A 24,631-nucleotide genomic window follows, 5' to 3' on the forward strand; every position below is an offset into this window, starting at 1 on the left:
TCCATAATATCTCCATATCTATAACCAGTTTGAAGAATTAACAGGCTTGGCAGGGTTGCCGAGTTTTCAAAAACTTTAATTATTAAATATTTGAGAGGACACATCATGTCTGTAATCAAGATGACTGACCTGGATCTTGCAGGTAAACGTGTATTTATCCGTGCTGACCTAAACGTGCCAGTAAAAGACGGTAAAGTAACTTCGGATGCACGTATCATCGCATCTCTTCCAACTATTAAGCACTGCCTAGAAGCAGGCGCTAAAGTAATGGTTACGTCTCACCTAGGTCGCCCAACTGAAGGTGAATACGCTGAAGAGTTCTCTCTACAACCAGTTGTTAACTACCTAAACGACGCACTAGATTGCGAAGTGAAGCTAGCAAAAGACTACCTAGATGGCCTAGAGCTAAATGCGGGTGAACTTGTTGTTCTTGAAAACGTTCGCTTCAACAAAGGCGAAAAGAAAAACGACGAAGAGCTATCTAAGAAATACGCAGCACTATGTGACGTATTCGTAATGGACGCATTCGGTACGGCTCACCGTGCTCAAGCATCTACTCACGGCGTTGGTATGCACGCAGACGTAGCATGTGCTGGTCCTCTACTAGCGAACGAACTAGAAGCGCTAGGCAAAGCAATGGACAAGCCAGCTCGTCCAATGGTTGCTATCGTAGGTGGTTCAAAAGTTTCTACTAAGCTAACTGTTCTTGAGTCTCTATCTAAAATCGCTGACCAACTCGTTGTTGGTGGTGGTATTGCTAACACATTCATCGCAGCTGCTGGCCACAACGTTGGTAAGTCTCTATACGAAGCAGACCTAGTTGAAACAGCTAAGAAGCTAATGGACGAGTGTGCAATTCCAGTAGCAACTGACGTTGCATGTGCGAAAGCATTTGACGAGAACGCAGAAGCTGAAATCAAGCACGTTTCTGAAGTACAAGACGACGACATGATCTTCGACCTTGGTCCAGATTCAACTGCTGAACTAGCTGAAATCCTTAAAAACGCTAAGACTATCCTATGGAACGGTCCAGTAGGCGTATTCGAATTCAAGAACTTCGAAGCAGGTACTAAAGGTATCTCTGAAGCTATCGCAGCTTCTGAAGGCTTCTCTGTTGCTGGTGGTGGTGACACGCTAGCGGCTATCGACAAGTTCGGTATCAAAGCGGATGTATCTTACATCTCTACTGGCGGCGGCGCTTTCCTTGAGTTCGTAGAAGGTAAAGTTCTTCCAGCAGTAGAAATGCTAGAAGCACGCGCTAAGTAATTAAAGCAAAGCGGGGGAGTGATTCTCCCGCTTTCTTGTTTGCTGCAACGTGTGAGGAACTCTGCTAGAATAGCCTCAGTTGTGAGCAAACGTTTGCAAGATTTTCAACTTAACAAGTTTTGTTTAAAAACGACAGATAAATAGGATTACATCCATGTCTAAGATCTTCGACTTCGTAAAACCAGGTGTTATCTCTGGCGATGACGTTCAGAAAGTATTTGAAGTTGCAAAAGAAAACAGCTTTGCACTTCCAGCAGTAAACTGTGTGGGTACTGACTCTGTAAACGCAGTACTTGAAGCAGCTGCAAAAGTTAAAGCTCCAGTTATCGTTCAGTTCTCTAACGGTGGCGCTGCTTTCTTTGCTGGTAAAGGTCTAAAACTTGAAGGTCAAGAAGCTCAAATCCTAGGTGCTGTTGCTGGTGCGAAATACGTTCACGCTGTAGCTGAAGCTTACGGTGTTCCAGTAATCCTACACACTGACCACGCAGCTAAGAAACTACTTCCTTGGATCGACGGTCTACTAGACGCTGGTGAAGAGTACTTCGCGCAAACTGGTAAGCCACTATTCTCTTCTCACATGATCGACCTTTCTGAAGAGTCTCTAGAAGAGAACATCGAAATTTCTGCTAAGTACCTAGAGCGCATGGCTAAAATGAACATGACTCTAGAAATCGAACTAGGTTGTACTGGTGGTGAAGAAGACGGTGTTGACAACTCTGATATGGATGCGTCTGAACTATACACTTCTCCAGAAGACGTTGCATACGCATACGAGAAACTAAGCGCAATCAGCCACCGTTTCACTATCGCAGCATCTTTCGGTAACGTACACGGCGTATACAAGCCAGGTAACGTTGTACTAACTCCAACTATCCTACGTGATTCTCAAGCGCACGTTTCTGAGAAATTCGGTCTTCCAGCGAACTCTCTAAACTTCGTATTCCACGGCGGTTCAGGTTCTTCTCTAGAAGAAATCCGTGAATCTATCGGCTACGGTGTGATCAAAATGAACATCGATACTGATACACAGTGGGCTACTTGGGATGGTATCCGTAAGTTCGAAGCTGAAAACCACGATTACCTACAAGGTCAGATCGGTAACCCAACTGGTGAAGATGCACCAAACAAGAAGTACTACGATCCACGCGTATGGCTACGTGCAGGCCAAGCTTCAATGGTTACTCGTCTAGAGCAAGCATTTGCTGACCTTAACGCAGTTGACGTACTATAATCGTTACTGATTAAGTTACTTAAAAACCCGCTCTTTGAGCGGGTTTTTTTATATCTATCATTTTCTTCCCCTCTGCTTTCTCCCGATATTTTTATGCGTTAGGTTGTATTTGCTAGTGAGATATCTCACCTTTAACGTTTTTTTAAAGAAAACATGGGAATATCAGTCTTAAGAGTGGCGAAATCAGAGTGCATTGCGTAACCTGTAACAAGTCAGTGTCAGAAAGCTCTGATAAAGTCTTGTTTTGCATATCTTTGCGAAACTCTGACTTTGAAAAAAGTCAGAGTTGGGATATTGTGCCAAAAATCTGACACTGTTCAGTGGAGCAATAGGGATGTTGTTTTAGAAAAGAGCCTTTAAAAAACAAGGTTCATAAATTAACGGCAATTGGATTTATATCTCTTTATTTTTGAGGATAAGAATTATGGCAGGTGAATCGGTGGGTATCGATACCACTTTAACGGATGGTCTAACTCAGGCTGAAACTTGGCTGACAAACAATTCAGATCTACTGGTTCAGTACGGTGTGAACATTATCTCTGCGCTGCTTATTCTGTTTATCGGTAATCTTATCGTTAAGGCAGTCGCTGGTAGTGTTTCTAAAGTACTAGAAAAGAAAAACATGGATAAGGCCGTCGTTGAATTTATTCACGGTCTTGTTCGTTACTTGCTATTTGTAATCGTGCTAATCGCGGCTCTTGGTCGATTAGGAGTTCAAACCGCTTCTGTTGTTGCTGTGATTGGTGCGGCAGGTCTTGCTGTTGGTCTTGCACTACAAGGTTCACTATCAAACTTTGCAGCAGGCGTACTTATTGTTGCGTTCCGTCCATTCAAATCAGGCGACTACGTAGAAATCGGTGGTGTAGCGGGTAGTGTTGAAGCAATTCAAATCTTCCAAACCGTTCTAAAAACACCAGACAACAAAATGGTTGTTGTGCCTAACTCTTCAGTTATCGGCGGTGCCATTACTAACTACTCTCGCCATGCGACACGACGTGTCGACCTAGTGATTGGTGTTTCATACAAAGCAGACCTTAAACTAACGAAGAAAGTGATTCGTGAGACGCTAGAGAAAGATCCACGTATCTTGAAAGACCCAGATATCACAATTGGTGTACTTACGTTAGCGGACTCTTCAGTTAACTTTGTGGTTCGTCCATGGGTGAAAACTGCAGATTACTGGGGCGTATACTTTGATGCAATGCAAGGTATTAAAGAAGCATTGGATGAAAATGGTATCGAGATTCCATTCCCACAAATGGATGTTCACCTGAACAAAGTCGACGCTTAATTAAAAGCAGTCGATATTCAAAAGCGAGGCCAATAGGCCTCGCTTTTTTATATTTCGTAAAGGGTGTGATGACCAGCAAGTAAGAGGCGTTTTAGATGTTTACCTGCAAATCCAAATGTGAACTCAGGTAAGCCAGGCGTATAGAGCAACTCTTGATGTTGATAGAGATTGGTATCAACAATGATAGTGATGTATTCCGGTAAGCCTATTGGGCAAACCGCGCCGGGTACGCAACCTAACACTTCGACCATTTCATCGTCATTACAAATAGAGGGACGTTTACCTGTAATCGCTTTAATCTGCTTGGCATCGAGGCGCGAGTCCTTATCTGTCAGATAAACTGCGTAACCTTGTCCTTTGAGTGTTAAAAAGAGGCTTTTGGTATGCGTACCCGTCCAACCAAGCTCTCTCGCAATGCGTATATCTGTCTCAAAGTCTAAGATGGCTTCGTGCTGCCATTCCCGAAAAGGAATAGAGAGCGCGTTGAATCGCTCTCTATTGTTGTTATAAATATGTTTTAGTGACTCCATGTCTTTGCTGCCTTACTACCTGGTGATTACCAATACTTATCAATAAGCTCACTCGCTAAGATATACGCTATTGTGAACATCATCATTGCGATTGCAATGTCGATGGTTTTTTTCACTTTTGGTTGAGAGAGTGTTGGACCTAGTTTGGCTGCTCCTATCGATAAAGTGTAGAACCAAACAAAGGAAGCCATAATCGTACCTAGTGCAAAAGCAATGCGATCATGGCCTTCAAATTGTCCACCGATCGAACCTAGAATAACGACTGTATCTAAATATAAGTGCGGATTAAGCACAGTGACAGCTAACGCACCTAGAATAACCGTTCGACGACCTCGAGCTACGATCTCCCCTTTTGATTCCGATTCACTCTCTGGCTTAAAAGCACTTTTTAGCGAGAGCAGTCCATAGAAGCTCAAGAAAGCAATACCACCAAGTGTCACCGACGTCAGTAAGATTTCATTTTGAGACAGAATTGCACCACCACCAAAGATACCTAGAGAGATGAAAATCATATCTAGCACGCTACAAATAGTGGCGGTTGTTAGGTGGTGGTTACGCTTTATGCCTTGATTCAAAACATACGCATTTTGCGCCCCGATCGGAATGATCATTGATGCTCCTAAACCAAAACCTTGCAATAGAACCCACAAGCTCACACTTCACCTCACTTCAAAATAACAAATACATTTACAGAAAAGGGAAAGATAAAGCGTTTATCTAAATAAGTATAATTAATGATTTTAATCTTACATTAGATAGACTAATTTAACGGGAGGCGTTTGATCTGGAGTGAGAGGGAAGGTATGCGAGGGTTAGATTACAAATGGATTGAGGCATTAGACGCTATAGTTTATCAGGGTAGCTTTGAGCGTGCTGCCGAGCATTTATTTGTTTCTCAATCCGCCATTTCTCAACGTATCAAGCAGTTAGAGAAGTTTCTCGCGCAGCCTGTTTTAATTCGAAGCCAGCCACCTAAGCCAACGCCAATTGGTAAAAAATTGTTGGGTCTTTATCGGCGAGTACGCTTGCTAGAGCATGAAATTCTCCCCGAACTAAAAAATGATACCAGTACGCGACCTGTGCAACTCTCTTTAGCGACTAATGCAGATAGCCTTGCAACATGGCTACTGTCAGCGCTGAAAAATGTTATGAAGCAGCGTCAAGTTGAACTAAAACTGACTATCTATGGTGAATACCGCTCTATTGAAAAACTCAAAAGTGGCGAAGTGACAGGAGCGATCAGCTTGGAGCCCCAGCCAATCCCCGGATGCAGAGCAGACTATTTAGGTCGCATCGATTATGTTTGTGTCGCGAGCCCAGAGTTCTATCAGCGTTATTTTTCTAAAGGCGTAAATAATCAGACATTGGCAAAAGCACCGGCCGTTTCATATGACCAATATGATGATCTACATAAAACATTTCTTACCGAGCATTTTAACGTCAATCCTGACAGCGTTATTCATCACAACATCAGTAGTTCTGAAGCGTTTCTAAAAGTGGCGTTAGCTGGTGTTGCTTATTGCTTGATCCCCCGCTTGCAAATTACCGACGAATTAGACAGAGGTGTGTTGGTTGATGTGACTCCAGGTTTTTTAATGTCCCATCGGATTTATTGGCACCACTGGCAGTTAGAGACTGGGGTATTACAAGAAATCTCACACGCGATAGTGGGGTATGCGCAGCAGCATCTACCTCAATAAGTTTGTCAGAGCTGCATATCGTTAACTTAAGTGTGTTTTGTTTAAAAATTACGCCAATGTTACATAGTCAAAGTTGTGTTAGAAGTCACTATGGGTGCTTGGATAATCGGCGGAAGTTTCTATTATGAAACCACACGCTTTCTCAGCCATGATAGTGATGTTGGAATCTGAGATTAAGTACTTAATTTTGTATGGATGGATTTATTGAATGAAATTGTATTCATTTTTGCTGGCTTCAGCACTCAGCCTTACCAGTGCTTCAGTTTTGGCGAATACGCCAGAGTTTGCTCATGTTACGACAACGGGGTATGGCGAAGTGACGGCCACACCTGATATGGCTACGTTTTCTGTAAAAGTAGTCGATACGACAATGACGGCTGAACAAGCGAAATTGTCCGTAGATAAAACCGTTGAAGAGTTTCTAAAAAGCTTGTCGGATGCCGGCTTGTCAAAAGACAATATTACTAGCTCGAATTTATACCTTGCTCCTCAGTACCATTACCCTAAATCAGGGAAAGCAGAACTTGTTGGGTATCGAGCATCTCGCAGTATTGATGTCACGGTGACGGATCTGAAAAACCTTAACCAATACCTAGATATGGCGTTAGAAGCGGGAATTAATCAGGTTGATAATATTCAACTTAAGGTAAGCAACCAAGCCGAGTATCAGCAAAAGGCACGAATGGCTGCGATTAAGGACGCAAGAGAAAAAGCAGGGTCATTAGCGACTGGTTTTGAGAAAAAGTTGGGCGATGTATGGCAGATCAATTACAGACAGATGCACGTTCAGCCTGTGTTAATGCGTTCAATGGCGATGGATAGTAAAGAAGGAGCGAATAGCTACCAAGATTCAACTATGATCATTCGCGATCAAGTCGATGTCATTTATAAGCTAAAGTAAGGCTTAGCAAACAGTAAAAAGCAAAAGGCAGGGAGTCATAACCCCTGCCTTTGTCGTTTCTGTTTCACTGTTTAGTGAAGGATACGAGCACGGATTGTGCCTTCAATGTTTTTGAGCTTTGTTAGAGCTTCTTCTGAGCGTTCAGTTTCAACGTCGATCACTACGTAGCCTATTTCAGCGGCTGTTTGTAGGTACTGCGCGGCAATGTTAATGCCTTCTTCAGCAAAGATGGTGTTGATCTGAGTTAGGATACCAGGACGGTTCTTGTGGATATGAAGCAGACGAGAGCACTCACCACTGTGTTCTGGTAATGACACTTCAGGGAAGTTTACGCTTGAAAGTGTCGATCCGTTATCAGAGTACTTAGCCAGTTTACCCGCCACTTCTAAGCCGATATTTTCTTGTGCTTCTTGTGTTGAACCACCAACGTGTGGAGTGAGGATGACGTTATCGAATTTTTGTAAAGGAGACTCGAACGGGTCAGCATTCGTTTTTGGTTCAGTTGGGAATACATCAATTGCAGCGCCAGCAAGGTGACCAGCTTCTAAGCTATGGCAAAGTGCAGGAATATCCACAACGGTGCCACGTGCCGCGTTGATAAAGATGGAACCTGGTTTCATTCGAGCAAATTCAGCTTCACCCATCATGTTTTTCGTTTCCGGTGTTTCGGGAACGTGCAAAGAAATTACATCACATTTGTTCAATAGTTCACTCATGGTATGTACTTGCGTCGCATTACCAAGGGACAGTTTGTTCTCAATATCGTAGTAGTAAACGCGCATACCTAAGTTTTCGGCAATAATACCAAGCTGCGTACCAATGTGACCGTATCCGATAATGCCAAGGCACTTACCACGAGCTTCGTAAGAGTTGTCTGCACTTTTCTTCCAAATACCGCGATGTGCAAGTGCATTCTTTTCAGGAATACCACGCACTAGTAAAAGGATTTGCCCAAGTACAAGCTCTGCCACGCTTCGAGTGTTAGAGAATGGTGCATTAAAGACAGGAATACCGCGTTTTGCTGCTGCGTCTAGGTTTACTTGGTTAGTGCCAATACAAAAACAGCCAATTGCAACCAGCTTGTTCGCCGCATTGATTACCTCTTCGGATAGGTTCGTACGGGAGCGGATACCAATGAAGTGCACGTCTTTTACCGCTTCAATTAGTTCTTCTTCCGGAAGGGAACCTTTATGGTATTCAATGTTGGTATAACCAGCTGCTTGAAGAACTTCAACTGAAGAAGGGTGGAGTCCCTCTAACAAGAGGATCTTAATCTTTTCTTTTTCCAGTGAAACTTTGGCCATTTTTTCTCGTCCTTAAAATGGAAAGGTGGGCTAATGTGGCGCACATTGGACAAAACTATTAAAAAGGGGATAATTAACAGTTTTGTAGGAAGACAAACGTTTCCCTGTGCGTCTTCTGTTCAATAAAGTAACAAAAAAAAATTGCTTTGGGTAAGAAAATTACGGAATAAGAGATAATTTTCTTATAGAAAGGAATAAAAAACGGTGCCTTGCAGCACCGTATGTAATGAAATAACAGAAAAGTGAACCAGATAGGTTCATTTTGGGCTGTTATTTATTCTTCAATTTTTGCACCTTCTGGTGTGCCAGTGATCACTACGTCTGCACCACGATGAGCGAAAAGACCCACAGTCACCACACCAGCGATGCCGTTTATTTTGTCTTCCATTTCTTTCGGGTTGGTAATTTGCATATTGTGCACATCCAGAATCACGTTGCCGTTGTCAGTCACAACGCCTTCACGGTAAGCTGGATCACCACCTAGTTTTACCAATTCACGAGCCACGTAAGAGCGTGCCATTGGGATTACTTCAACAGGCAATGGGAACTGGCCAAGTACGTCAACTGCTTTAGTGCCGTCAACGATACATACGAACTTATCAGAGATTGCTGCGACAATTTTCTCACGAGTCAGAGCCGCGCCGCCGCCTTTGATCATTTCACGTGCTGGGTTGATCTCATCTGCGCCATCAACATACACATCCAGCTTCATTACATCGTTACACTCGTATACTTCAATACCAAGCTCTTTAAGGCGCTCAGTTGAAGCGACAGAGCTAGACACTGCACCTTTAATATCATCTTTGATAGTGCCTAGTGCATCGATGAAGTGATTCACGGTAGAGCCAGTACCAACACCGACAATGCTGCCTTTCTCAACATATTTTAGTGCTGCCCAACCAGCCGCTTTTTTCATTTCATCTTGAGTCATGCCAATCTCCTGAATAGATGTTCGTTAACGTTTGCGGGCGTGATTATAGCGGCTTACTTGTCACTTTCCCATTGCCATATTTGGCTTGGGGTCACGATCTTAGGTAATGGAATGTCCCAGCTTTCAATTGGTAAGCGTTCTACATGTTGGCAGTCATGAGCGATACCAACAGGTTTAGCTCCCTCTCCAGTTATAAACCAACGTGACAGAGTACGATCGTAGTACCCTCCGCCCATGCCTAAGCGGTGTCCGATACTGTCGAACCCAACTAAAGGCGTGCAGATTAAATCAAGCTGGCGAACGGGTTTGAGGTGTCTGATATCGAGCTTGGGCTCTAAGATGCCGTACTTGTTGTAGACGAGCTGTTCATCACTTATATACTGAAGAAACAGTAACTGACCTTTAGAAAAGGGATGGATGACGGGCAGATAAACCGATTTTCCCTGTTGCCATAACCATTCAATGAGCGGTTTAGTATCAAGCTCACCGTCTGCAGAAAGGTAGATGGCAATATGTTGCGCCTGATCGATTTCAGGAAGTTGGGAAAATTGAGTAATAAGGTCGATTCCCGCTTGGTATTGCGTATCACTGCACAGAGCGTTGCGCTTTTCTCGAATCAGTTTGCGGAAGTCTTGTCGAGAGAGGTCTGACATAGAGAGAATACCCCAGGGTGCCGTTGAGGATTGTGGCCCTTGAACCAGCTGGTTCAAGGCGGATCAGCAATGACAACCGTAGGCTTCTCGGTGCATGCCGAGCTTGCTCAATAGTTACCAAATACTAACCCTTAGGTATTGCTTATCGGCTCAGGGACTTAAATCCTGCTGACGCACACCCCAGGGTAAATTTTGTATTTACTGCTGTCCTTGCGTAACTTTGCTTAGTGCGTTCTCTAAAGACGCGGTGAGCTTTTCCATTCGCTCAGTAATTTCTTGCTGTTGACCATTGGATTCGTATGACTTGGTGTGCAACTCATAGCAAATATTCAATGCAGCAAAGGTCAGCAGTTGGATTTCATTGGTTACCTTAGTACGTTCGCTCATTTCTTTCAATCGGCGATCCAGATCTTTTGCCGCTGCAACAAGAGACTCTTCTTGTCCTGTCGGACAATTCACTCGTGTAAGTTTGCCTAATATTTCAACGTCGATCGCTTGATTGCTCATGATGAATAAACTCTATATTCGCGCTATCTAAGGTGTTGCTTCATACAACTACCGAGGAGCAAACTATAGGAAAACCGCTATTAAGATTCAAGCATTTCCCATCACAGAAAGAGAAATGATGACGAGATCACACAGGAATTGGGCAAATTGAACAAATGCTGTCCAAAATTGAATTTGATAGCCGTTTCAGACCACTAACCTTGATGGTAGGATATACCAATACATTATTACGCAAGAATGAGCCAAGTTATGAGTGAAATCACCCTTCCTGAATACCAATCTATTGCTGCTGAACTGCAATCGGCAAGCCTAGCAGTGACACCGGCGGAGTTACATGGCTTATTTGTTGGCATGTTAAGTGGTGGATTGGCGATCAATGATCAAACTTGGCAGCCGATTCTTTTTGACTACACCAATGATGGGATGGGGTGGCCCTCGACAGCACTCACTTTTGCTCAGAGCATATTCAACGTTACTGTTAATGAGCTTACTGGCACATCAATGGAGCTGTCTTTACTATTGCCAGATGAGCCGGGCGAAGAAGGCTTATTCGCATTAGCCGACAGTGTGTCCGACTTTGTAAACCACTTTATTTCTGGGTTAGGTCTAGCAGGCGTTGCGCTTAATAAAGCATCTGATGACGCTAAAGAAGCACTGGCTGACCTAGAAGAGATTGCCAAATTAGGCATCGATGAAGATGACGATCTTGGTGAACAAGCGCAATTGCTAGAGCAAGTGATTGAGCACATCAAAGCTTGCGTACTAACGATCCATGCTGAATTTGGTGTTCGTCCTGAAAGCAGCGACAAAAAACCTACTATTCACTAATCGTAGACCGTCCAGAGGTTAGTATGAAGCAATATGATGTAGTCATTGCTGGTGGTGCCATGGCTGGTGCAACGTTAGCATTGGCGATTGACCATTTGTCTCAGGGAAAGCTCCGCATTGCCGTCGTTGAGCCTTTTAAAGCACAATCAGATATGCACCCTGGTTTTGACTCTCGCTCAATCGCATTGTCTTACGGTACTGTCAATCTGTTGCGTCAACTACAGCTCTGGACGTCAGTAGAACCGTTTGTCACCCCCATTGAACATATCCACGTTTCTGACCGTTCTCATGCTGGGATGACGGAGATTACCAAGCAAGAGGTTGGGGTTGAAGCTCTAGGGTATGTTGTAGAATTAGCCGATGTTGGGCGTGTATATCAAGAATTATTAGACAGTAGCGAATCAATTACGCTGTTTTGTCCTGACTCCGTTACCGATATCGAGCGCGAGCAAAACTGTACCCATGTGACGTTGAAAAGTGGTGAGCAACTTGAAGCAAAACTGCTGGTGGCTGCAGATGGTGCTGTTTCGACCTGTTGTCAGAAAATTGGTCTAGAACTTTCTGAGCAAGATTTTGAACAAGTGGCTGTCATTGCCAATATTGTGACTCAAGAACCTCATCAAGGTAGAGCCTTTGAACGTTTTACTGAGAATGGCCCTGTTGCTTTATTGCCAATGAGTGACAATCGAATGTCCTTAGTTTGGTGTTTGCACCCTGAAGAAGCCCAAGCCGTTCTTGAGTTATCTGATCAAGCATTTCTCCAGCGTTTACAGAACGATTTTGGTTGGCGTTTAGGCGCGATGAAAAAAGTGGGGCGCCGTGCAAGTTACCCATTGCTTCTTCGCCATCGAAAGCAAAATATTTCACATCGCTTTGCGATTGTTGGAAATGCGGCGCAAACGCTGCACCCGATAGCTGGACAAGGCTTTAATCTCGGTATTCGCGATGTAGTCTCACTAGCAGAAGAAATTGTGCAGCAAAGTGAGGATGTGGGTCTTTATCAAGGCCTGATGCGCTTTAGTCAACGTAGAGAAGCAGATCGAAGCGAAACTATTTGGCTAACCAGTGCCTTAGTGCATGTTTTTTCAAATGATTTACCCGCGATGCGAATTGGCCGAAATACTGCCTTAGCAGCGATGGATAACCTTTCTATTTTTAAGCAGCCGCTACTACGCCATACACTTGGCTTGGTAAAACGATGAACGGCCGCACTGAATTAGGTAATAAAAAGCAATGATGCAAAGTGTAGATATCGCCATCATCGGCGGAGGGATGGTTGGGTTGGCACTTGCTGCCGCGTTCAAAGACAGTGATCTGCGTGTCGCCGTTATTGAAGGTAAAGTGCCAGATGATTCGTTGAAAGAATTGCCCGATGTTCGTGTGTCTGCGCTGAGCCGCTCTAGTGAGACGATTTTGCGTAAACTTGGTGCTTGGCAGGGCATAGAACAGCGCCGAGCTTCACCTTACCATGGCATGGAAGTATGGGAACAAGATAGCTTTGCCAGTATTGAATTTAATGCACAAAGTATGGCACAACCTGATTTAGGGCACATTGTTGAGAATCGTGTGATTCAACTTGCGCTGCTTGAGCAAGTCCAAAAGCTCGATAACGTCACTATGTTTATGCCTGCACGTTGCGCGACTCTCGCGGTCGGTGAGCAAGAAAGCTGGCTGACGCTCGATAATGGCCAAGCCATGACCGCTAAATTAGTGGTCGGAGCCGATGGGGCGAATTCGTGGCTTCGCCATCAAATGGATATTCCATTAACGCATTGGGACTATGGTCATCATGCTTTGGTCGCGAATGTCAAAACTGCTATGCCACACAACAGCATTGCGCGCCAGATATTTACTCCTCACGGACCGTTGGCATTTTTGCCAATGTCGCAACCAAATATGTGCTCTATTGTTTGGTCCACGGAGCCAAATCGAGCAGAGCAGTTAGTGGCGATGAGTGAACATGATTTCAATAAAGCGTTGACGAGTGAGTTTGATGCTCGACTTGGTCTATGTGAAGTAGTGGGAGAGCGTGCTGCGTTTCCTTTGAAAATGCGCTATGCGCGAGATTTTGTCGTCGAGCGAGTCGCGCTGGTTGGTGATGCGGCCCATACCATTCACCCATTAGCGGGGCAGGGTGTGAATTTGGGTTTATTAGATGCGGCCAGTCTTGCTCAAGAGGTGTTAGCACTTTGGAAGCAGGGACAAGATATCGGTAGTAAACGCAACCTAAGAAGCTACGAGCGTTGGCGAAAAGCGGAAGCGGCAAAGATGATCGCTACTATGCAAGGGTTTCGAGATTTGTTCTCTGGCGAGAACCCAGCTAAGAAGCTCGTTCGTGGCATTGGCTTAAGTTTAGCGGGGCAACTGCCGGGAGCGAAAGATGAGATCATGAAGCGCGCGCTTGGTTTAAAGGGACACTTGCCGGATCTGGCGCGTCAGTAAGTGCAAAGCGAACTTCAAATACACAAAAGGCTGGTTAATCCAGCCTTTGTTTTATCAACATTTTGCTAAGCATATGCGCATCGGAGTTTCATTATTTCTTGATTGATCTCTTTGACCGCTCGGAAATGGCGTTGCTCTGCTTTCTCCGGCAGTATTAACTTACCGTTATCAAACTCGAATCTACCGACCCCGTAAATATAAATTCTTCCTTTAAAAAGACGACTTATATGTTTAGCAATCATACTTGGTGTATAGCGCTTAAACAGTCTCATATTTACTTTCCTTTTATCTAACCTAGCCTAGGTATTCTACGTTCTGGACGCGAAAATTATTGTGACAGCAATAGTATTAAATACAGATGTAGGGTGTTGCGTCAGAGAATTGTGTTGTCTTAGACAATTTGACAGAGTCATCTCTTAAATAGCGTGAGGATTACCCCAAAAGTAACCTCTCTAGAGGAACCCTTACGCCAATACACTCCTTTTTACGTGACGCATTAAGCAATAGTTTTGTTACAGAATTAAGAATAGAACGAAAACGGTTGTTTGCTAGTTGTTTCTATTAAGGTCGTGCTCCGCGTAACACACTTTACGTTCTAACGATTAGAGGAAATGAAAGAGAAAAAGTTCCACGTAAAAAAAAGCCCGCTTCAGCGGGCGAATAGTCACAGATGCATTACACAAAAGTGGATAACTAACTGCATGAATGCTGTCACTCAGCTAGCTGACTCACTTTATATTGGTTAAGTGCTTGTTTGAAACTTAACCAACAAATTCAGCATATACGAGTTTTATCTTTGTGACTATTTATGTTTTATATGTGATTAAAAATTCTCATGTCTATTTTTGTAGATATGAGCGAGATCACGCAGTGATAGAAACACTACGTGTCATTACATTGTTTTTAGACGATTAACGACAGATCTCAGCTACGGTCGGCTGGCACAATTGGATAAGATCTTGAATAGAAAGCGCCAGCCCAGCCATTCGATCGCCACTGCTGATCGTGACTTCCTGTTCTTCTAGTAAGCTGGGGTCGAACACGATTGGCATATGACGTTTGAGTAACAGAGGAGTGACAGTACCAACTTTGTAACCAGTGATGGACTCAACATCGGCTTGATCAACACAAGTCATCCGGCGACATTTCAGTAACGAGCGCACTTTTTTGGGATCAACGCTACGATCACCTGGTGCACAGGCGAGTGCATATTGATTACCCATGTCTCGTAGCAAGATTGCTTTCACCATTTGAGAAGGGCGAATGCCGCGTTGGTGCGCGGCATCCTCAATGGTGGTTGCTGGTCTTTGATGCGATAACAGACGAAACGGAATGTGTTGGTCTGTGAGAAATTGCATCAAAGGAGTATTGATTGTATTACTCATCATCAAGACTGTAAGGCAGTGATTCGATTGTCCATTCACATTCTGGTTGCGCAACTAAACGAAGACGAGTGTCTTCATCGAGATTATTAGGCAGTACGATCAGGCCAATCGCGTGATTGTCACTGAACTGGTAGTGATTTAATAAAGCACCTACTGAACGCCAGTTTTCACCTACGCTGCGTTCGAGCTCAATTGGTTCGTCACTGAATGGAGCAGAAGTTGCACCTTTTACGATATACATCGCACGTTTATTGGTACCGCGATACTTCGCTCGTGCTACCGTTTCTTGTCCCGTGTAGCAGCCCTTTGTGAAGCTTATGCCTCCTAAAGCTTGCACGTTAAGTGCTTGTGGAATGTGAGCATTCTGCGCGGATGCAGAGACAAATGGTAGACCTGCCTCAATATCGAAACGATTCCAAAGCTCATTTGTCGTAAAGACAGCGTCGGTAGTTTCAACGATTTGCTGTGCTTCTGGCGCACTTAATATCAGTAACCAGCGATCTCGTGCAACTTGCACTGCTGTGCCACCGTCAACTGGGCGAACGCTGCCAGTTGTCTTGCTCATTGTTGAAATGAATTCGTCGGCTTTGACGCCAGCAACACCTAAGATAACGTCATCAGAAGCTTCAATCGTTACTTTAGAGAAAATGGCGTATTTCTTTATTTCATTAAGTTCTACGTCAATCGCCGATTTTGGTTGGATCATGCCGTAGCCATCATGATGATGGAAAAGGCGGAACACGCTCCACACTTTGCCTTTTGCATCACAATGTGCGCCCAGTGTTGATTGGTCTTGTTCTAAAGAAACAACATCGCAGGTAACCTGACCTTGTAAGTATGATTTTTTATCGTCACCGATCATGGTGATCATGCCGAAGTTATCCAGCAGTGAGATAGATAACTCTGGAAGTGCGTCTTGAGTTGAGAGAGGTAATGCTGAAAAACGAGTTTGCCATTCCATAATTACAATGCCTTTTGAAGATATTTTTCCGCTATGTTATACCCAAATAACCTTGAGATACTAGGGGAGCGATTTACGAATCAACATTTGTCTGCTTTCACTATCGTATTGTGACCCGCACACTAGTGACGTAGCACATCCCTTGTTACACTCCGCACTAACAACAAGACATCTATGAAGGAATAGTGAATGTACACTCCGGAAGAAAAAGCGCGTATTAAATGGGCTTGTCGTCGAGGCATGCTTGAGCTTGACGTAGTAATTATGCCGTTTTTTGAAGAGTGCTTTGATACTCTGAGTGAACAAGAGCAGCGTGACTTTGTTTCTTTACTTGAATGCGATGATCCTGATCTGTTTACTTGGGTAATGGGGCATGGCCGTAGCGAAAATTTAGGTCATGCAGCAATGGTTGATAAAATTGTCGCCCATAACCTCAGCAAAGTTCGTTAATTTTACTGCTTCTCCCTCTCTGACTGCCCGAGTCCTCAATGTTGTACTTTTCTTATTGATGACTTGGGCTGTTATCCTCTCTAGCATTCCGCTCGTATTATCGACTTATTTGTTATTACTGATTGTTAAGGCTCTCTCAAGCCAAGGCCTTGTTCAACCTACAAGTCATGGGCATTGGTATGTGCACTGCGATGGCTCGGTTAGGTTTGATGCCCTTGAGTATGGCGAATACTCGGAAGATATTGAGTCCGAAAAGGGTCATTTACAGCGAGTCGATACATCGGCATCACCATTCAAGATAACATTCCAATTGCAATCTGGCCGTAGTGTTACGATTTGGCGTGATAGCTGTGACGATGAGCAGTATCGTCAACTATCTTTGGTATTACGCCAATGGGAAATGAAACAGGGAGCTAATGCTCCCTGCTGATGTAATAGTTTAATTGGTAAAGTTAAAGCTGTTTAGCTGGAACCAAAATCGTTGGTCCGCTGTTTTCCAGTTGGTTCGGATAGTCAAGCGTGTAGTGCAAACCTCGACTCTCTTTACGCTGCATCGCACAACGAACCATCAACTCTGCTACTTGTAAAAGGTTACGCAGTTCTAATAAGTTGTTCGACACTCGGAAATTGCTGTAGTACTCGTGTGTTTCTTGTTGCAACAGTTGGATACGGCGTAAGGCGCGCTCTAAACGCTTGTCAGTTCGCACAATGCCCATGTAGTCCCACATAAACAGACGAAGCTCGTGCCAGTTGTGCTGAATGATCACTTCTTCATCACTATTGGTTACTTTACTTTCATCCCAACATGGCACCTGTGAGGGTAGCTCAACGTTAGTGTGATGTTTTAGAATATCTTTTGCCGCAGACCAAGCATAAACCACGCATTCGAGAAGTGAGTTTGATGCCATGCGGTTAGCACCGTGCAGCCCGGTGTAGCTAACTTCACCAATCGCATACAAATTTTTCAGATCGGTGCAGCCATTTCTATCCACCATGACACCGCCACAAGTGTAGTGTGCAGCAGGTACGATTGGGATTGGCTCTTTAGTCATGTCGATGCCCAAATCCATCAAACGTGAATAAATGGTTGGGAAGTGTTTCGTAATAAAGTCAGCAGGCTTATGACTGATGTCGAGATACATACAGTCGGCGCCTAAACGCTTCATTTCGAAGTCGATAGCACGAGCCACGACGTCACGCGGAGCAAGCTCTTTACGTTCATCGAAATCTGGCATAAAGCGAGAACCATCTGGACGACGCAGGTAAGCACCTTCGCCACGTAACGCTTCAGTTAGCAAGAAGTTACGTGCTTCTGGGTGATATAAACACGTCGGATGGAACTGGTTAAATTCCATATTAGCCACACGACACCCTGCACGCCAAGCAATCGCAATACCATCACCAGACGACACATCTGGGTTAGAGGTGTATTGATAAACCTTTGAAGCACCACCTGTAGCGAGAACCACAAATTTGGCTCGCACGGTTTCGACATGCTCTTCGTTGCGGTTCCAAATATAAGCACCGATAACTTTGTTTTTATCACCGCCAATTTTGTCTTCGGTGATTAAGTCCAGAGCATTGTGACGTTCGAGAACATGAATGTTTGGATGGTTATGAGCGTTATCTTGCAGGGAGGTTTGCATCGCCATACCTGTCGCATCTGCCGCGTGAAGAATACGACGACGGCTATGACCACCTTCACGAGTTAAGTGGTAGCGAGGTTCATCGTCAGAGTCATCTTCTTCACGATCAAATGGGACACCACCGTCAATCAACCACTGTACACACTCTTTTGAATGCTCAGCAATGAACCTTACGGTCTCCTCATCGCAAATACCATCCCCGGCGATTTGCGTGTCTTCAACGTGTGAATCAATGGTGTCTGACTCATCAAATACGGCAGCGATACCGCCTTGAGCATAGTATGTCGCCCCTTCGCTGCGTGGTCCTTTACTCAGCACCATCACCTTACAGTGGTTAGCAACGCGCAAAGCCAACGACAAACCTGCCGCGCCACTCCCTACCACTAATACATCACACTCATGTTCACGATTTGTGTTCATATAACTTTTATAATCCCAAGCTAAGGTAACAAAGTTACCTTGTGTATTATTTGCACACCATGTGCATTCCATTATCGCGACATCTGTCGCTAAGGGCTAAGTTGGGAGACCTATCGACGTCCGTGTTACGGCGGTGACTGAGCCACTCTTCTTTTTCATGCAGAGCATGAGCATGCTTCCTAAGTTATAATTTGTAACGCGGTGTTCAGATAGCCATTAGCCATGCAAATGAAAAGTAATAGTTTGTCAATGCCATTGCTTTTCCATGCTCGACCCAGCACAATCTGGGACAGAGATCATTCATTATACCCATTTCCCTCCAAGATGCTCGCTTGTCAAACTTAGACTAAAGTCAGGCAGCGGTGGTCATTTGGGTACAGACATCACACTGTGAAAAAACAATGACAAAAAACTTGAGAAACCATGGAACTTTCTCATTCACGTTAGGGTCACAATAGTGCTCAAGTAAGCAGTGGTGTCAATACTACGTTTTGCATAATTAGTACCCATATCTGAGAAGAGTAGGGGCATAACAAATAGGAGTATCCGCTCGAATGAACGAGCAGCTGACCGATCAAGTATTGATTGAGCGAGTTCAGAATGGCGATAAGCAAGCATTCAACCTGTTGGTAACAAAGTACCAGAATAAGGTATGTAATCTTATTTCCAGATACGTTAGTAATCCTGGCGATGTACCAGATGTAGCACAAGAAGCGTTTATTAAAGCTTACCGAGCTATCCCTAGCTTTCGTGGGGAAAGTGCGTTTTATACGTGGCTGTATCGCATTGCAGTGAATACTGCGAAAAATCACATTGTTGCTCAAGGGCGTAGACCTCCAGCGACAGATGTCGATGCTGAAGATGCTGAATTTTACGAAACAGGTAGTGCACTTAAAGAAATATCGAACCCTGAGAACTTAACGTTGTCCAAAGAATTGCAACGGGTGGTGTTCAGTGCAATCGAAGCTTTACCTGAAGATTTAAAAACCGCAATGACATTACGAGAGCTCGATGGCTTGAGTTATGAAGAAATTGCAGAAGTGATGGATTGCCCGGTAGGAACGGTACGATCGCGTATCTTCCGTGCTCGTGAGGCGGTGGAAAAGAAAATCAGACCTCTTTTGCAACGCTAGTACAAGTAATAACTATGGTGAAAATAATGGCTGACAAAGAAAAACTTTCAGCTCTCATGGATGGAGAATTGGTCGATAAGGCTTTAATTCAAGAGTTAGAGCAAGACCAAGAGAGCCGTGATGCTTGGCAGAACTATCACCTGATTGGTGATGTGATGCGAGGCGAAGCGCCAGCAAAACCTGAGTGGAATATTGCTGAAAGCGTGGCGTTAGCGTTAGAAGATGAACCTGCACACCGTGCGTTTGATTCGCACAGTGCAAATGTTATCTCAATTGCGGATACGCCAAAAGAGTCGCAACCAGAACCGCAAAAAGCAAAACGTCAGTTGCCAGGTTGGTTGACGCAGTTTGGTCAAGTTGCTGTTGCTGCATGTGTATCGCTTGTTGTTATTTTAGGTGTACAGCAGTACGGTGGTAGCGATTCAATGTCGCCGCAAACAGATCAATTACCTGTATTGCAGACGGTTCCGTTTGCTGGCAGCGCAGAACCAGTGAGTTTGACTCGTGAGTCTGTAGAACGTTCTGTAGGCGAGGCAAATATGCAAGAGCAGCGCAAGCGTGTTCATGCTATGCTGCGAGACTACGAATTGCAGTTACGAATTAACAGTGATGCATCTCAACAAGATGCAAATCTGAATCCGGATATTGAATGAAAAAATTTCTGATCAGCGCTTGCGCTCTGTTCAGTATGATGTCTTCTCAAGCCTTTGCTGGTGACAAGCCAGCGGAGGCTTTATTGCATCAAATGAGCGAGGCGAGTAAGAATTTAAGTTACGAACTCTCTTATATCCTTATCAAAAAGAACAGCATTGAGCCGTTGCTGTATCGTCATGCCACGCATGGTGACAATCAATATGCTCATCTTGTCTACTTAAGTGGCCCTGTGCGTGAAGTGATTCGTCGCGGAACTGAAGTAAGTTATATCGAAACGGGTTTAGAACCGTTCACCATCGAGTCAGGTAAAATGGTCGCTCCGACTATGCCTATGCTCAACACCAATATCGATGAGCTAAACTTGTATTACGACTATGTAAAAGTGGGTAGAGCTCGTGAAGCTGGTGTGGCAACACAAGTGCTGCGTATTGTTCCTAAAGACGGTCTGCGCTATTCATACGTACTATGGATCGATGAAAAGAGTAAATTGCCGTTGCGTGCCGACCTTGTGGACCGCGATGGTGAAATGCTTGAACAATATCGCACTATTTCTTACACGGTAAACCCAAAAATCGCAGAGTTAATGAGTGGCCTGCAAGATGTTCAATTACCTGCTGTTCTCACCATGCCAAAAGGCGATATTGGGACAAGTAATTGGCAGGTTGGTTGGATCCCTGAGGGTTTCGAGCCGAACGAGCTCAACCGCTATCGTATGGCCGTTACTAACCAAATGGTGGAGAGCCAGCTGTATTCTGATGGTCTGTTTAGCTTCTCTGTTTACGTAGCAAACAAAGATGAGCATTCGTTAAAAGGGCAGTTGGTTCGCCAAGGCAGAAGAACGCTACACAGTTTTGTGAGCGGTCAACATGAAATCTCTGTTGTAGGAGACATTCCACCGACCACAGCACAGCGTATCGCCCAATCTGTCACATTTAATGTAACAAAGAGTAAATAACAATGATGACCGCGTTGGCTACCGTGACAGACGTGCATCGTCGCGGCAAGCAATTCGAAATTGATTTAAGTTGCGAACAGCAGACCAGTTGCAGTAGTTGCTCTTCACAGAAAAGCTGTGGAACGGGCGTTGTTACTAAAGCCATTGGTAACAAGAGTTTATCTTGGCACCTGCGCACGGATAAATCGGTGAAAATAGGTCAAGTCGTCGAGATTGGTTTTCCTGAGTCGAGCCTAATAAAATCAGCAATGGCGGTTTATTTACTGCCATTGTTTGGTTTGATTATCGGTGCGATGTTTGGTCACTTCCTATTAGCGCCGCTGACAGCCGGCGGGGAAGGCATCATCATATTGGCATCGGTATTGTTTGCCGCTGGTGGAATGTGGATCGCAAAACGTGTTTCTCGTCCGTTAGAAGATGAATCTAAGCGCCAAGTTACCCTCGTTCGGGTACTTGGAGAGCCAATCCAGTAAGTGCTGTCCCCCTCCACTAAAGGTTATTTGGGTATGTACTTTAAATTACGTGCGCCCGTTAACGAAATTCGGTAGAATCTGCCAACTTGATTGAAATGCCGTCAGTAGATGGCGTTTCTTACTGTCCCTATTTGTAAAGAGTTAGTCACCCTAAATCTATGAAGCACATTCGTAACTTTTCGATTATCGCCCACATCGACCATGGTAAGTCGACCCTATCAGACCGTCTAATCCAAGTTTGTGGCGGGTTAACCGATCGTGAAATGGCCGCACAGGTTCTGGATTCTATGGATCTTGAACGTGAGCGTGGCATCACCATCAAATCTCAGAGTGTGACGCTAAACTACACCGCTAAAGACGGTGAGACGTATCAGCTGAACTTCATCGATACTCCGGGGCACGTTGACTTTGCATATGAAGTATCACGTTCTCTAGCGGCTTGTGAAGGTGCGCTATTGGTTGTGGATGCGGGTCAAGGTGTTGAAGCTCAAACACTGGCTAACTGTTACACCGCGATCGAAATGGATCTAGAGGTTGTGCCAATCTTGAACAAGATTGACCTACCAGCAGCCGATCCTGAACGTGTAGCGGAAGAAATTGAAGAAATCGTTGGTATCGATGCAATGGAAGCAACCCGCTGTTCTGCGAAGACAGGCATCGGTGTTGATGACGTTCTAGAGAACATTGTGTCAGCGATTCCAGCACCGGAAGGTGATCCAGATGCGCCACTACAAGCGCTGATCATAGACTCATGGTTTGATAACTACCTTGGCGTTGTTTCTCTAGTGCGTATTAAAAACGGCGAACTGAAGAAGAACGATAAGATCAAAGTGATGAGTACGGGCCAAGTTTGGGGTGTAGACCGCCTTGGTATCTTTACGCCAAAACAAGTGGATACCGATACCCTTCGTACTGGTGAAGTAGGTTGGGTTGTTTGTGGTATCAAAGACATTCTTGGTGCCCCTGTTGGTGATACGCTGACTCTAGCGAAGAATGGTTGTGATAAACCGCTACCAGGCTTTAAGAAAGTTAAACCTCAGGTTTACGCAGGTCTGTTCCCTGTATCTTCTGACGATTACGAGAACTTCCGTGACGCACTAGGCAAACTAAGCCTTAACGACGCATCGCTATTCTACGAGCCAGAAAACTCTGCGGCACTTGGCTTTGGTTTCCGTTGTGGTTTCCTTGGCATGTTGCACATGGAAATCATCCAAGAGCGTCTAGAGCGTGAATACGACTTGGATCTTATTACCACAGCACCAACGGTAGTTTACGAAGTTGAGAAGACGGATGGCGATCTGCTGTATGTTGATAGCCCAGCAAAACTACCAGCGATCAATGATATTGAAGAAATTCGTGAACCGATTGCGCGTTGTAATATCCTTGTGCCTTCAGAGTACCTCGGTAACGTAATCACCCTGTGTGTTGAAAAGCGAGGCAGTCAAGTTGATATGGTTTACCACGGTAACCAAGTCGCTGTGACTTACGATATTCCAATGGCTGAAGTGGTACTGGATTTCTTCGATCGTCTGAAATCAACATCACGCGGTTACGCATCTTTGGATTACAACTTCCAGCGTTTTGAAGCTTCGAACATGGTACGTGTAGACGTTCTTCTTAACGGTGACACTGTTGATGCATTGGCGATGATCACACACAAAGATCAGTCTCAGACTCGCGGTCGTCAGTTGGTAGAGAAGATGAAAGAATTCATCCCTCGCCAAATGTTTGATATCGCAATCCAAGCGGCAATTGGTAACCACATTATCGCTCGTTCAACGGTAAAACAGTTGCGTAAGAACGTTATCGCGAAATGTTACGGTGGTGACGTAAGTCGTAAGAAGAAACTTCTGAAGAAACAGAAAGAAGGTAAGAAACGCATGAAGCAGATCGGTAACGTTGAGCTGCCTCAAGAAGCGTTCCTAGCCATCCTTCACGTAGGTAAAGACTAAAGTTGAACTTTGTCTCACACTTGTCGGTCTTAAGACGTTAGATATTAAAATAAGTGAAAGGGTTTCGGCTCTTTCACTTTCGTATTTTTAGATAAGGGAATTTAATGGCGAATACATTCTCACTGATGTTGGTTATTGCGACTTTGGTAACTGGCGTGGTTTGGCTATTGGAAAAGCTGGTTTTCGCGAAAAAGCGTCAGGAAAAACTGGCTGAGATTCAAGCTCAGACGTCTAATGGTTTGGATGCAGTGACCTTGCAAAAAGTTGAGCGTCAGCCTTGGTGGGTTGAAAATAGCGTCTCTATTTTTCCTGTGATCGCGTTCGTTTTAGTATTACGTTCTTTTATCTACGAACCATTTCAAATCCCATCAGGCTCAATGATGCCTACCTTGCTGGTTGGCGATTTCATTTTAGTTGAGAAGTACGCGTACGGTCTAAAAGACCCAGTATGGCGTACTCAGCTAGTGGAAACTGGTAAGCCTGAGCGTGGTGATATCGTGGTCTTCAAATACCCACCACAACCAAGTGTGGACTACATTAAGCGTGTAGTTGGTTTACCTGGTGATATCGTGCGTTATTCAAGTGATAAGCAGCTTTGCGTGCAAAGCCAAGGCGAATCGACATGTAAGCCAGTTAAACTGAGCAATGTTGAAGAAAGTCAGTTTAGCTCGAACGGTATTCCAATGATCCAACTGGATGAGAAATTGGGTAACGTTGAGCACAATATTTTGGTTAACCCTCTTGTGCGTAACCGCGTGGAGCAATATTTCCCACGCAGCGGCACGACAGAGTGGGTTGTACCACAAGGTCAGTATTTTGTGATGGGTGATAACCGTGACAACAGTGCTGACAGCCGTTACTGGGGCTTTGTTCCAGAAGCAAACTTAGTCGGTAAAGCTGTCGCGATCTGGATCAGCTTCGAGTTTGATCGTGGCGCAGATAGTGTTCTACCTTCATGGATTCCAACTGGTGTGCGTTTTAACCGCATCGGTGGCATTCACTAACCATTCAAATATCG

26 protein-coding genes and 1 other RNA gene are annotated in these 24,631 nt (G+C 44.5%); 16 read left to right on the forward strand and 11 right to left on the reverse strand.

From position 1 onward, the window contains the following. The first annotated feature begins 105 nt into the window (after nucleotides 1-105). The 3 genes from R7Q48_RS12545 to mscS all read left to right on the forward strand — a co-directional run bounded on the left by R7Q48_RS12545 (nucleotide 106) and on the right by mscS (nucleotide 3,788). Nucleotides 106-1,266, forward strand: coding sequence for a phosphoglycerate kinase (locus R7Q48_RS12545; RefSeq protein ID WP_005384547.1), 1,161 nt, complete (start codon nucleotides 106-108; stop codon nucleotides 1,264-1,266). A gap of 154 nt (nucleotides 1,267-1,420) precedes the next feature. Next, nucleotides 1,421-2,497 (forward strand): class II fructose-bisphosphate aldolase, encoded by a 1,077-nt coding sequence (fbaA, locus tag R7Q48_RS12550; protein ID WP_005380996.1) that lies wholly within the window; start codon nucleotides 1,421-1,423, stop codon nucleotides 2,495-2,497. 424 nt (nucleotides 2,498-2,921) lie between these two features. Further along, the gene (gene mscS, locus R7Q48_RS12555; protein WP_005380995.1) at nucleotides 2,922-3,788 is read left to right on the forward strand and encodes a small-conductance mechanosensitive channel MscS; all 867 of its coding nucleotides are present in this window, start codon (nucleotides 2,922-2,924) and stop codon (nucleotides 3,786-3,788) included. Nucleotides 3,789-3,835: 47 nt separating this feature from the next. Here the strand turns inward: mscS and R7Q48_RS12560 are convergent, their stop codons facing one another. Continuing rightward, a complete protein-coding gene (locus tag R7Q48_RS12560) occupies nucleotides 3,836-4,318 on the reverse strand; it encodes a YbaK/EbsC family protein (protein WP_042521288.1) in 483 nt (160 codons plus the stop codon). 26 nt (nucleotides 4,319-4,344) lie between these two features. Continuing rightward, nucleotides 4,345-4,974, reverse strand: coding sequence for a LysE/ArgO family amino acid transporter (locus tag R7Q48_RS12565; protein ID WP_031780897.1), 630 nt, complete (start codon nucleotides 4,972-4,974; stop codon nucleotides 4,345-4,347). A gap of 147 nt (nucleotides 4,975-5,121) precedes the next feature. On the opposite strand from R7Q48_RS12565, the gene R7Q48_RS12570 reads away from it, so the two are divergent. Both R7Q48_RS12570 and R7Q48_RS12575 read left to right on the forward strand, forming a co-directional pair. Further along, a complete protein-coding gene (locus R7Q48_RS12570) occupies nucleotides 5,122-6,018 on the forward strand; it encodes a LysR family transcriptional regulator ArgP (RefSeq protein ID WP_213965823.1) in 897 nt (298 codons plus the stop codon). 208 nt (nucleotides 6,019-6,226) lie between these two features. Continuing rightward, complete coding sequence (locus R7Q48_RS12575; protein WP_005384550.1) at nucleotides 6,227-6,919, forward strand: oxidative stress defense protein; 693 nt, start codon at nucleotides 6,227-6,229, stop codon at nucleotides 6,917-6,919. Nucleotides 6,920-6,990: 71 nt separating this feature from the next. On the opposite strand, the gene serA is transcribed toward R7Q48_RS12575, so the two are convergent. From serA to R7Q48_RS12600, 5 genes are all read right to left on the reverse strand, one after another. Continuing rightward, nucleotides 6,991-8,223: a phosphoglycerate dehydrogenase gene (serA, locus tag R7Q48_RS12580; protein ID WP_005384551.1), complete on the reverse strand. Its 1,233-nt coding sequence runs from the start codon at nucleotides 8,221-8,223 to the stop codon at nucleotides 6,991-6,993. Between the two features lie 274 nt (nucleotides 8,224-8,497). Further along, nucleotides 8,498-9,154: a ribose-5-phosphate isomerase RpiA gene (gene rpiA, locus R7Q48_RS12585; protein WP_005380982.1), complete on the reverse strand. Its 657-nt coding sequence runs from the start codon at nucleotides 9,152-9,154 to the stop codon at nucleotides 8,498-8,500. A 53-nt stretch (nucleotides 9,155-9,207) separates the two neighbouring features. Next, nucleotides 9,208-9,807, reverse strand: a complete 600-nt coding sequence (locus R7Q48_RS12590) for a 5-formyltetrahydrofolate cyclo-ligase (protein ID WP_005384552.1) — start codon at nucleotides 9,805-9,807, stop codon at nucleotides 9,208-9,210. A 5-nt stretch (nucleotides 9,808-9,812) separates the two neighbouring features. Next, nucleotides 9,813-9,997: non-coding RNA, 6S RNA (gene ssrS / locus R7Q48_RS12595), on the reverse strand. Between the two features lie 8 nt (nucleotides 9,998-10,005). Then, nucleotides 10,006-10,314 (reverse strand): cell division protein ZapA, encoded by a 309-nt coding sequence (locus R7Q48_RS12600; protein ID WP_005384553.1) that lies wholly within the window; start codon nucleotides 10,312-10,314, stop codon nucleotides 10,006-10,008. Between the two features lie 249 nt (nucleotides 10,315-10,563). Here R7Q48_RS12600 and R7Q48_RS12605 point away from each other — a divergent pair, with 249 nt between their 5' ends. Genes R7Q48_RS12605 through R7Q48_RS12615 form a run of 3 tightly spaced genes read left to right on the forward strand, consistent with a single transcriptional unit; the run spans nucleotide 10,564 to nucleotide 13,584 of the window. Next, a complete protein-coding gene (locus tag R7Q48_RS12605; protein ID WP_005380976.1) occupies nucleotides 10,564-11,142 on the forward strand; it encodes a YecA family protein in 579 nt (192 codons plus the stop codon). Between the two features lie 23 nt (nucleotides 11,143-11,165). Further along, on the forward strand, nucleotides 11,166-12,344 hold the full coding sequence (gene ubiH, locus R7Q48_RS12610; RefSeq protein WP_005380974.1) for a 2-octaprenyl-6-methoxyphenyl hydroxylase: 1,179 nt from the start codon (nucleotides 11,166-11,168) through the stop codon (nucleotides 12,342-12,344). A gap of 31 nt (nucleotides 12,345-12,375) precedes the next feature. Further along, entirely contained in the window at nucleotides 12,376-13,584 is a 1,209-nt protein-coding gene (locus tag R7Q48_RS12615) for an FAD-dependent 2-octaprenylphenol hydroxylase (RefSeq protein ID WP_017633554.1), read from the forward strand. Between the two features lie 65 nt (nucleotides 13,585-13,649). Here the strand turns inward: R7Q48_RS12615 and R7Q48_RS12620 are convergent, their stop codons facing one another. The 3 genes from R7Q48_RS12620 to ygfZ all read right to left on the reverse strand — a co-directional run bounded on the left by R7Q48_RS12620 (nucleotide 13,650) and on the right by ygfZ (nucleotide 15,930). After that, entirely contained in the window at nucleotides 13,650-13,856 is a 207-nt protein-coding gene (locus R7Q48_RS12620; protein WP_005380970.1) for a DUF1107 domain-containing protein, read from the reverse strand. A 639-nt stretch (nucleotides 13,857-14,495) separates the two neighbouring features. Further along, entirely contained in the window at nucleotides 14,496-14,969 is a 474-nt protein-coding gene (locus R7Q48_RS12625) for an aminoacyl-tRNA deacylase (RefSeq protein WP_256903041.1), read from the reverse strand. Beyond that, entirely contained in the window at nucleotides 14,962-15,930 is a 969-nt protein-coding gene (gene ygfZ / locus R7Q48_RS12630) for a tRNA-modifying protein YgfZ (protein ID WP_053306778.1), read from the reverse strand. The genes R7Q48_RS12625 and ygfZ overlap by 8 nt, the downstream gene beginning before the upstream one ends. Before the next feature lie 189 nt (nucleotides 15,931-16,119). On the opposite strand from ygfZ, the gene R7Q48_RS12635 reads away from it, so the two are divergent. Together R7Q48_RS12635 and R7Q48_RS12640 are read left to right on the forward strand one after the other, a co-directional pair. Further along, the gene (locus R7Q48_RS12635; RefSeq protein WP_005380951.1) at nucleotides 16,120-16,380 is read left to right on the forward strand and encodes a succinate dehydrogenase assembly factor 2; all 261 of its coding nucleotides are present in this window, start codon (nucleotides 16,120-16,122) and stop codon (nucleotides 16,378-16,380) included. After that, nucleotides 16,349-16,810 carry a protein YgfX gene (locus R7Q48_RS12640; protein WP_224721353.1) on the forward strand — a complete coding sequence of 154 codons (462 nt, stop codon included), beginning with the start codon at nucleotides 16,349-16,351 and terminating at the stop codon, nucleotides 16,808-16,810. The genes R7Q48_RS12635 and R7Q48_RS12640 overlap by 32 nt, the downstream gene beginning before the upstream one ends. 22 nt (nucleotides 16,811-16,832) lie before the next feature. On the opposite strand, the gene nadB is transcribed toward R7Q48_RS12640, so the two are convergent. Beyond that, complete coding sequence (gene nadB, locus R7Q48_RS12645) at nucleotides 16,833-18,446, reverse strand: L-aspartate oxidase (RefSeq protein ID WP_005380947.1); 1,614 nt, start codon at nucleotides 18,444-18,446, stop codon at nucleotides 16,833-16,835. A 554-nt stretch (nucleotides 18,447-19,000) separates the two neighbouring features. Here nadB and rpoE point away from each other — a divergent pair. From rpoE to lepB, 6 genes are all read left to right on the forward strand, one after another. Beyond that, on the forward strand, nucleotides 19,001-19,579 hold the full coding sequence (gene rpoE, locus R7Q48_RS12650; protein WP_005380946.1) for an RNA polymerase sigma factor RpoE: 579 nt from the start codon (nucleotides 19,001-19,003) through the stop codon (nucleotides 19,577-19,579). Between the two features lie 26 nt (nucleotides 19,580-19,605). Beyond that, nucleotides 19,606-20,232 carry a sigma-E factor negative regulatory protein gene (locus tag R7Q48_RS12655; protein ID WP_005380944.1) on the forward strand — a complete coding sequence of 209 codons (627 nt, stop codon included), beginning with the start codon at nucleotides 19,606-19,608 and terminating at the stop codon, nucleotides 20,230-20,232. Further along, nucleotides 20,229-21,188 carry a sigma-E factor regulatory protein RseB gene (gene rseB, locus R7Q48_RS12660; RefSeq protein WP_256902996.1) on the forward strand — a complete coding sequence of 320 codons (960 nt, stop codon included), beginning with the start codon at nucleotides 20,229-20,231 and terminating at the stop codon, nucleotides 21,186-21,188. The genes R7Q48_RS12655 and rseB overlap by 4 nt, the downstream gene beginning before the upstream one ends. A 2-nt stretch (nucleotides 21,189-21,190) precedes the next feature. After that, complete coding sequence (locus R7Q48_RS12665) at nucleotides 21,191-21,661, forward strand: SoxR reducing system RseC family protein (protein WP_005380936.1); 471 nt, start codon at nucleotides 21,191-21,193, stop codon at nucleotides 21,659-21,661. Between the two features lie 158 nt (nucleotides 21,662-21,819). After that, entirely contained in the window at nucleotides 21,820-23,613 is a 1,794-nt protein-coding gene (gene lepA / locus R7Q48_RS12670; protein ID WP_005380934.1) for a translation elongation factor 4, read from the forward strand. Nucleotides 23,614-23,717: 104 nt separating this feature from the next. Then, nucleotides 23,718-24,617: a signal peptidase I gene (gene lepB / locus R7Q48_RS12675; protein ID WP_256902998.1), complete on the forward strand. Its 900-nt coding sequence runs from the start codon at nucleotides 23,718-23,720 to the stop codon at nucleotides 24,615-24,617. The last annotated feature ends 14 nt before the right edge of the window (nucleotides 24,618-24,631 follow it).

It is taken from the genome of Vibrio sp. 378, from assembly GCF_033339435.1.